The following is a 5,732-nucleotide window of genomic DNA, read 5'->3' on the forward strand; positions in this document are numbered from 1 at the left end:
CGCCCCACCCGGGCCCCGCTCCACCCCCCGCGCGTCACCGCGGCAGCAGGAACCAGCCCATCACGGCCATGCCGAGGATCCCGGCGAGCATGGCCGGCAGCAGCACCACGAACAGGTTCCGCCGCGTCACGGCCCAGCCGGGCATCTGCGGCGACTGCGCCCCCGCGGCCATGCCGTGGGCCACCTGGATGCGAGCGGGCCCGGCGACGATGCCCCAGCCCGCGGCCGCGTTGTGCAGGCCGTTGGACCAGGGCGGGGGGACGCCCAGGGCGGCGCCTGTGTCCATCTGCAGGGGGCCGATCAGGGCCATGGCCCCGGTGTTCGAGGCCGTGATGAAGCCTGCGAACGCACCGAGGAACGGCATCGCCACCAGGTAGGACTCCCCCATCCCGCTGAGCGCGCCCGCGAGCGCCTGCGAGACCCCGCCGGCGGAGAGGATGAGCCCGAACGCCACGTAGAGCGCGTTGGGGATGGCGGTGCCCACCCACAGCTTCCCGGCCTCGCGGGGGACGCGGCGGCGGGCGGCGGCGTCGAGGTGGAGCAGCTGCACGCCCACGCCCACCGCCACGAACGCCCACAGCGCCGGCGTCCCCACGAGGGCCGCCGCCCCCTCGAGTCCGAACGCGCCCTTCACGGTGGTGCCCAGCACGGTGCCGGCCATGAGCGTCAGGTACGGCACCACGTCCCGCCCCGGCCCGGGCAGCAGCCGGCCGCCGCGGATCACGAGCAGCCAGGCCACGGTGAGCACGAACGTGGCGACGGCGCCCGCCGGCGCGGTGCCGACCACGAGGTTCGCCCCCAGGATCAGCGCCCACTGGGCGACCCCGGAGAGCACGGCGACGCCGAGCCAGGGCAGTGTCCGGGCCGGGCCGACGTCGACTCGCATGCCGCGCGCCCCGCGCAGCAGCAGCACCGTGGCCACGCCCGCCACCAGGCAGGCCGGCAGGTTGAACACCGCGGCGGTGACCCCGATCTCCCGGAAGTCCAGGCCGAACAGGCGGGCGCCCATGAGCGTGCCCGGCGCCATGGACCCCCACGGGCCGATGGTGAGCGCGAGGACGGAGATCAGCGCGGACCGGAACGCCGTGTAGCCCAGACCCAGCAGCAGCGGCACACCCACGATCAGGGAGACGCCGAACCCGGTCACGGTCTCGAGGAACGGGATGACGCCGTGCACCATGAGCAGCGCGGTCGCGATCGTGGGGCCGTTGCCCGCCGACAGCCACGCGGCCAGGCGCGCGTGCCCGCCCGAGTACTCCATGACGCGGGACAGGGTGATACCGCCAGCGATGATCGCCAGGATCTCGAGCAGCGTGGGCACGCCGGCGCCGACCGCGCCGCCCAGGTCGCCCGGGGCCACGCCGAAGACCGTGAGGGCCAGCAGCACGGCCACGGCCGTCCCGGCGGCCGGGGCCACCCACGCGGGCAGCCGGGTGAGCAGCAGCACGAGGGTGAGCAGGATGGGTGAGAGCGCGAGCAGCACCTCCACGGCGCACCCCCTCTCCTCGTGTACTGCGCCCCACTGTAGGCGCGGGGTGGGGCCGACACCCCTCCCCTTACTCTGGGGGTCATGACGCAGCCATCCCACCCCGACGACGTCACCCGCGCCCGCCTGATCCCGCCCGTGCCCGTGGCGGTGGCCCCGATGGCCGGCGGCCCCTCGACCCCGGAGCTGGTCGCCGCCGTCGTCGGCGCAGGCGGCGGCGGGTTCCTCGCCGGCGGCATGCGGACGGCCGCGCAGATGCGCGCGCAGGTGGACGCGCTGCGCGCGCTGCTGGGCGCGGAGGGGCCGGACCGCTGGGGCGTGAACCTGTTCGTGCCGGACGCGGTGAACACGGCCATCCCGGACGCGGCGCGCACGGAGGCGGCACGGTCGGCGCGGGCGGCGGCCGTCGCCGCGTACCGGGCGGACCTGACGGCCGACGGCGCCGCCGACCTGCCCACGGCCGCGGACGTGGTCCCGGACCCCGACGCCGAACGGGCCGACTTCGACGCCCTGCTCACCGCCGCCGAGGAGCAGGCGTGGCCGCTGGTCTCCTTCACGTTCGGCCTGCCGGCCGCGGACGTGTTCGCCCGGCTGGCCGCCGCGGGCATCCCGGCCGGGGCCACCGTGACGGACGCGACCGAGGCGCGGGCCGCCCTCGAGCACGGGGCCGCGTTCCTCGTGGTGCAGGGCCACCGCGCCGGCGGGCACCGGGGCACGTCGGACCCGGCCGCGGAGCCGCCCCGCGCCGAGCTGCCGGCGGTGTTGCCGGCGGTGCGCGACGTCGTCGGGACGGGGGCCACGAGCGCCGTGCCCGTGGTGGCCGCCGGCGGCGTGGGCACCGCCGAGGACGTGCGCGCCCTGCTGACCGCCGGCGCGGACGCCGTCTCGGCCGGCACCGCGTTCCTCCTCACCCCGGAGGCGGGCACCTCGGCGGCGCACCGGGCCGCCGTCGCGGCGTGTGCGGCCGGGACACGCTTCTCCGCTGACGACGGCCGGGCCCGCACCGGCCTGACCCGCGCCTACACGGGGCGGTGGGCGCGGTCGCTGGCCACCGCGTTCATGGCGGAGCACCCGGACGCCCCCGCCGCGTACCCCGAGGTCAACGTCCTGACGAAGGGGCTGCGCGCCGCCGCCGCGGCCGCCGGCGACCTCGAACGCGTCCACCTGTGGGCCGGCACCGAGGCGCACCGGGTCCGGGAGGCGCCGGCCGTCGACGTCCTCGCCTCCCTCACGCCCTGAGGACCGCCCCGGATCATCCCGCGGGCTGACGCCGGCCCCTCCGCCTGCGGCCTAGGCTGGCCCGCGTGAACCCCCTGCGCCGCCTCGACCAGTGGACGCGCCTGCACCCCGTGCGCACCGACGTGATGGCCGCCGCGGCACTGTTCACCGTGCTCGTGGCGCTCCCGTGGATCGCGCTCGGGCCGATGGTCGCCCCGGACCCCCAGGGCAGGCAGACGGCCGTCTCCCTCCTGGCCGGGGCCGGCATGGTCCTGCCGTGGGCCGTGCGTCGGGTGCGCCCGGTGGCCTCGGCCGCCGTCGTGACGGCCGCGGCCGTCCTGCACCTGCTCGCCGGGCCCGAGTTCAGCATGTCCCTGCTGATGGTGCCGCTCACCGTCTACAACCTCGCCGCGAACGCGCCCCGGAGCATCTCCGTGGCCGGGCTCCTCCTGGGGCTGGTCGGCGGCGTGGCCAACGGGGTGAAGGTGTGGCTGTTCCCGGCGCAGTTCGTCACCCCCGACGGCCTCACCGTCCGCTCCCCCGCGGAGCCGCTGGCCATGGTCATCATGGCGATCGGCTGCGGGCTCATGGTGCTCACCGCGTGGGCGTTCGGCGACGTCGTGCGCAACCGCCGCCTCACCGTGCGCGCCCTCGAGGACCGCGCCCACCGCCTCGAGGTGCAGTCCCGGCAGGAGCGCGAGCTCGCCGCCGCCGACGAGCGCAGCCACATCGCCCGGGAGATGCACGACATCGTCGCCCACTCCCTGCAGGTGATCATCTCCCAGGCCGACGGCGCCCGGTACGCCGCCGCCGCCAAGCCCGCGCTCGCGGTCACCGCGCTCGAGACCATCGGCCAGACCGGCCGTTCCGCGCTCGCGGACATGCGCCAGCTGCTCGGCGTGCTCCGCGAGACCGGCGAGACCGTGGCCGGGGTGCCCGGCGTGACCGACGACGACGCCCGGCGACCCGCCGCCGACGTCGTCGCCTCCCCCGACGGCCGCGGCACCCGCCTGCCCCCGGGCCGCCGGCCCCAGCCGCGACTCGCGGACCTGCCCGCCCTCGTGGAGACGATGCGCCTGTCCGGGCTCGAGGTGTCCCTGCTGGAGACCGGCACACCCCGCCGCACGCTGCCGGCGGGTGGGGAGCTGGCGGCGTACCGGATCGTGCAGGAGGCGCTCACCAACACGCTGCGCCACGGCGGGCCGGACGCGGACGCCTTCGTCACGCTCGCCTGGACGGCGCACGGCCTGGACCTGCAGATCGACGACGACGGCTGCGGCGCCGCCGCCGACCCCGCCACCCGGGGCAGCGGCCAGGGTCTGCGGGGGGCCGCCGAGCGGACGGCCCTGTTCGGCGGGACGCTCGAGACGGGGCCGCGCGTCGGGGCCGGGTACCGCGTGTCCGCCCACCTGCCGTACTCGGCGGTGTGAGGGGTGGCCGCCCCCGTCTCGCCCGCTCACCCCGCCCGACTTGAGAGGATGACCCCATGAGCTCTGAGGAGACCGTCCCCGTCCGCGTGGCCCTGGTGGACGACCAGGCACTGATCCGCTCCGGGCTGGCCATGCTCGTGGACTCGCAGCCGGACCTGACGGTCGTGGCGGAGGCGGGCAGCGGGCGCGAGGCGGTGGCGTCGGTGTCCGTGGCGGGCGCCGACGTCGTGCTGATGGACGTGCGCATGCCGGAGATGGACGGCATCGAGGCCACCCGCGCGCTGCTGCGCCGGCCGGACGCCCCGCGCGTCGTGGTGCTGACCACCTTCGACCTGGACGAGTACGCCTTCGACGCGATCGAGGCGGGCGCCAGCGGCTTCCTGCTCAAGGACGCCCCGCCCGAGGAGCTGCTCGCCGCGATCCGCACGGTGCACCGGGGCGACGCCGTGATCGCCCCGTCCACGACGCGCCGGCTCCTGACGCACATGGCCCCGCGTCTGCGCTCGGACCAGGTCCGCAGCGCCGAGTGCGAGGAGCAGCAGGCGGCCGTGGCGTCGCTGACCCCGCGCGAGCACGAGGTGCTGGTGCTCATGGCGCAGGGCGCCGCGAATCTGGAGATCGCCGCCGAGCTCGTGCTCTCCGAGGCCACGGTGAAGACGCACGTCGGCCGGGTGCTGGCCAAGCTAGGCGCCCGCGACCGCGTGCAGGCCGTGCTCATCGCCCACCGCGCGGGCCTCAACGGCCGGCCTCGGCGGTCGGCCGGGGCGGTCGGCCGGGGCGGCGGGGCCCTTCCCTGAGCCACTCCCCAGGCGCCTGCCAGCACAATCACAGGTCATACCTGGGTATGAGTCGGACGCCCCGAGGTTCATCCTCATGGCCCTGCCGGTGCGCCCACCCCCTCCGCGATGCTGGACGCAGGCCCCGCAGCGGGTCCGCCGCCGGGGTGCACGCGCCGATGGCCGCCCCGGCCCGACGCGCACTGGAGGAGAGGCACCATGACCGGCAGCATCCTGGACCACCCCACCCCGACGACGTCCCGCGCCTCCGACCCAGCCGCCGAGCAGGCGCAGCGGGACAGTGAATGCGTGGCCTTCTTCGTGGCGCTGGTGACGGCCGCCGTCGTGATGCTGGGCCTGAGCCTGTTCACGGGGGTCGAGGGGCTGCTCCGCCTGGCGCTCACCGCGGGCGCCGGCCTGCTCGCCGGCGCCGTCGCGTGGGCCACCGCCCGCCCCGTCCTGGAGGACGACGCCCCGGGCGACTGACCCGGCCGCGCCCTCAGGGCCGCAGGCCGCGCAGGTACGTGTCCAGCAGCCAGCCCCGCTGGTCCGGGCCGTGGCCCAGCAGCGCGCACTCCGGCGACCGGGTGACCATGAGCAGGCCGAACAGGTAGTCCGCCCCGGTCACGTCCGGGCCCACGAGCCCGGCCCGCCGCGCCTCGGCCACCACCTGGTCCGCGAGCTCGAGGATCACACGCTCGGCCTCGGCGATGAGGGCCTCGGCGGCCGGTCGGCGGGGTCGAAGTCGTCCCGGGCCGCCGCGAGCGAGGCCAGGTTCACGGCCCCCAGGTCCTCCGCGAGCCTCCGCCACCGCGCCTCGGT

6 protein-coding genes are annotated in these 5,732 nt (G+C 76.8%); 4 read left to right on the forward strand and 2 right to left on the reverse strand.

All coding sequences use genetic code 11. The annotated features are described in order from the left end of the window. Window positions 1-34 precede the first annotated feature (34 nt). Entirely contained in the window at window positions 35-1,489 is a 1,455-nt protein-coding gene (locus tag QL983_RS10100) for an L-lactate permease (RefSeq protein ID WP_036316204.1), read from the reverse strand. An 81-nt stretch (window positions 1,490-1,570) separates the two neighbouring features. On the opposite strand from QL983_RS10100, the gene QL983_RS10105 reads away from it, so the two are divergent. From QL983_RS10105 to QL983_RS10120, 4 genes are all read left to right on the forward strand, one after another. Continuing rightward, window positions 1,571-2,725 (forward strand): nitronate monooxygenase, encoded by a 1,155-nt coding sequence (locus tag QL983_RS10105; RefSeq protein ID WP_036316206.1) that lies wholly within the window; start codon window positions 1,571-1,573, stop codon window positions 2,723-2,725. A gap of 65 nt (window positions 2,726-2,790) precedes the next feature. Continuing rightward, complete coding sequence (locus QL983_RS10110) at window positions 2,791-4,134, forward strand: histidine kinase (protein WP_036316207.1); 1,344 nt, start codon at window positions 2,791-2,793, stop codon at window positions 4,132-4,134. Between the two features lie 56 nt (window positions 4,135-4,190). Continuing rightward, a complete protein-coding gene (locus QL983_RS10115; protein ID WP_206496584.1) occupies window positions 4,191-4,931 on the forward strand; it encodes a response regulator transcription factor in 741 nt (246 codons plus the stop codon). A gap of 198 nt (window positions 4,932-5,129) precedes the next feature. Continuing rightward, the gene (locus QL983_RS10120) at window positions 5,130-5,396 is read left to right on the forward strand and encodes a hypothetical protein (protein ID WP_020625619.1); all 267 of its coding nucleotides are present in this window, start codon (window positions 5,130-5,132) and stop codon (window positions 5,394-5,396) included. 13 nt (window positions 5,397-5,409) lie between these two features. Here the strand turns inward: QL983_RS10120 and QL983_RS10125 are convergent, their stop codons facing one another. Continuing rightward, entirely contained in the window at window positions 5,410-5,604 is a 195-nt protein-coding gene (locus QL983_RS10125) for a hypothetical protein (protein ID WP_223247482.1), read from the reverse strand. Between the last annotated feature and the right edge of the window lie 128 nt (window positions 5,605-5,732).

Source organism: Micrococcus sp. APC 4021 (assembly GCF_030407635.1).
Lineage (GTDB): Bacteria > Actinomycetota > Actinomycetes > Actinomycetales > Micrococcaceae > Micrococcus > Micrococcus luteus.

Excerpts from the sequence above, each read along its gene's own strand:
- QL983_RS10120 (WP_020625619.1), top strand. The coding sequence starts at position 5,130 with ATGACCGGCAGCATCCTGGACCACCCCACCCCGACGACGTCCCGCGCC.
- QL983_RS10105 (WP_036316206.1), top strand. The coding sequence starts at position 1,571 with ATGACGCAGCCATCCCACCCCGACGACGTCACCCGCGCCCGCCTGATC.
- QL983_RS10115 (WP_206496584.1), top strand. The coding sequence starts at position 4,191 with ATGAGCTCTGAGGAGACCGTCCCCGTCCGCGTGGCCCTGGTGGACGAC.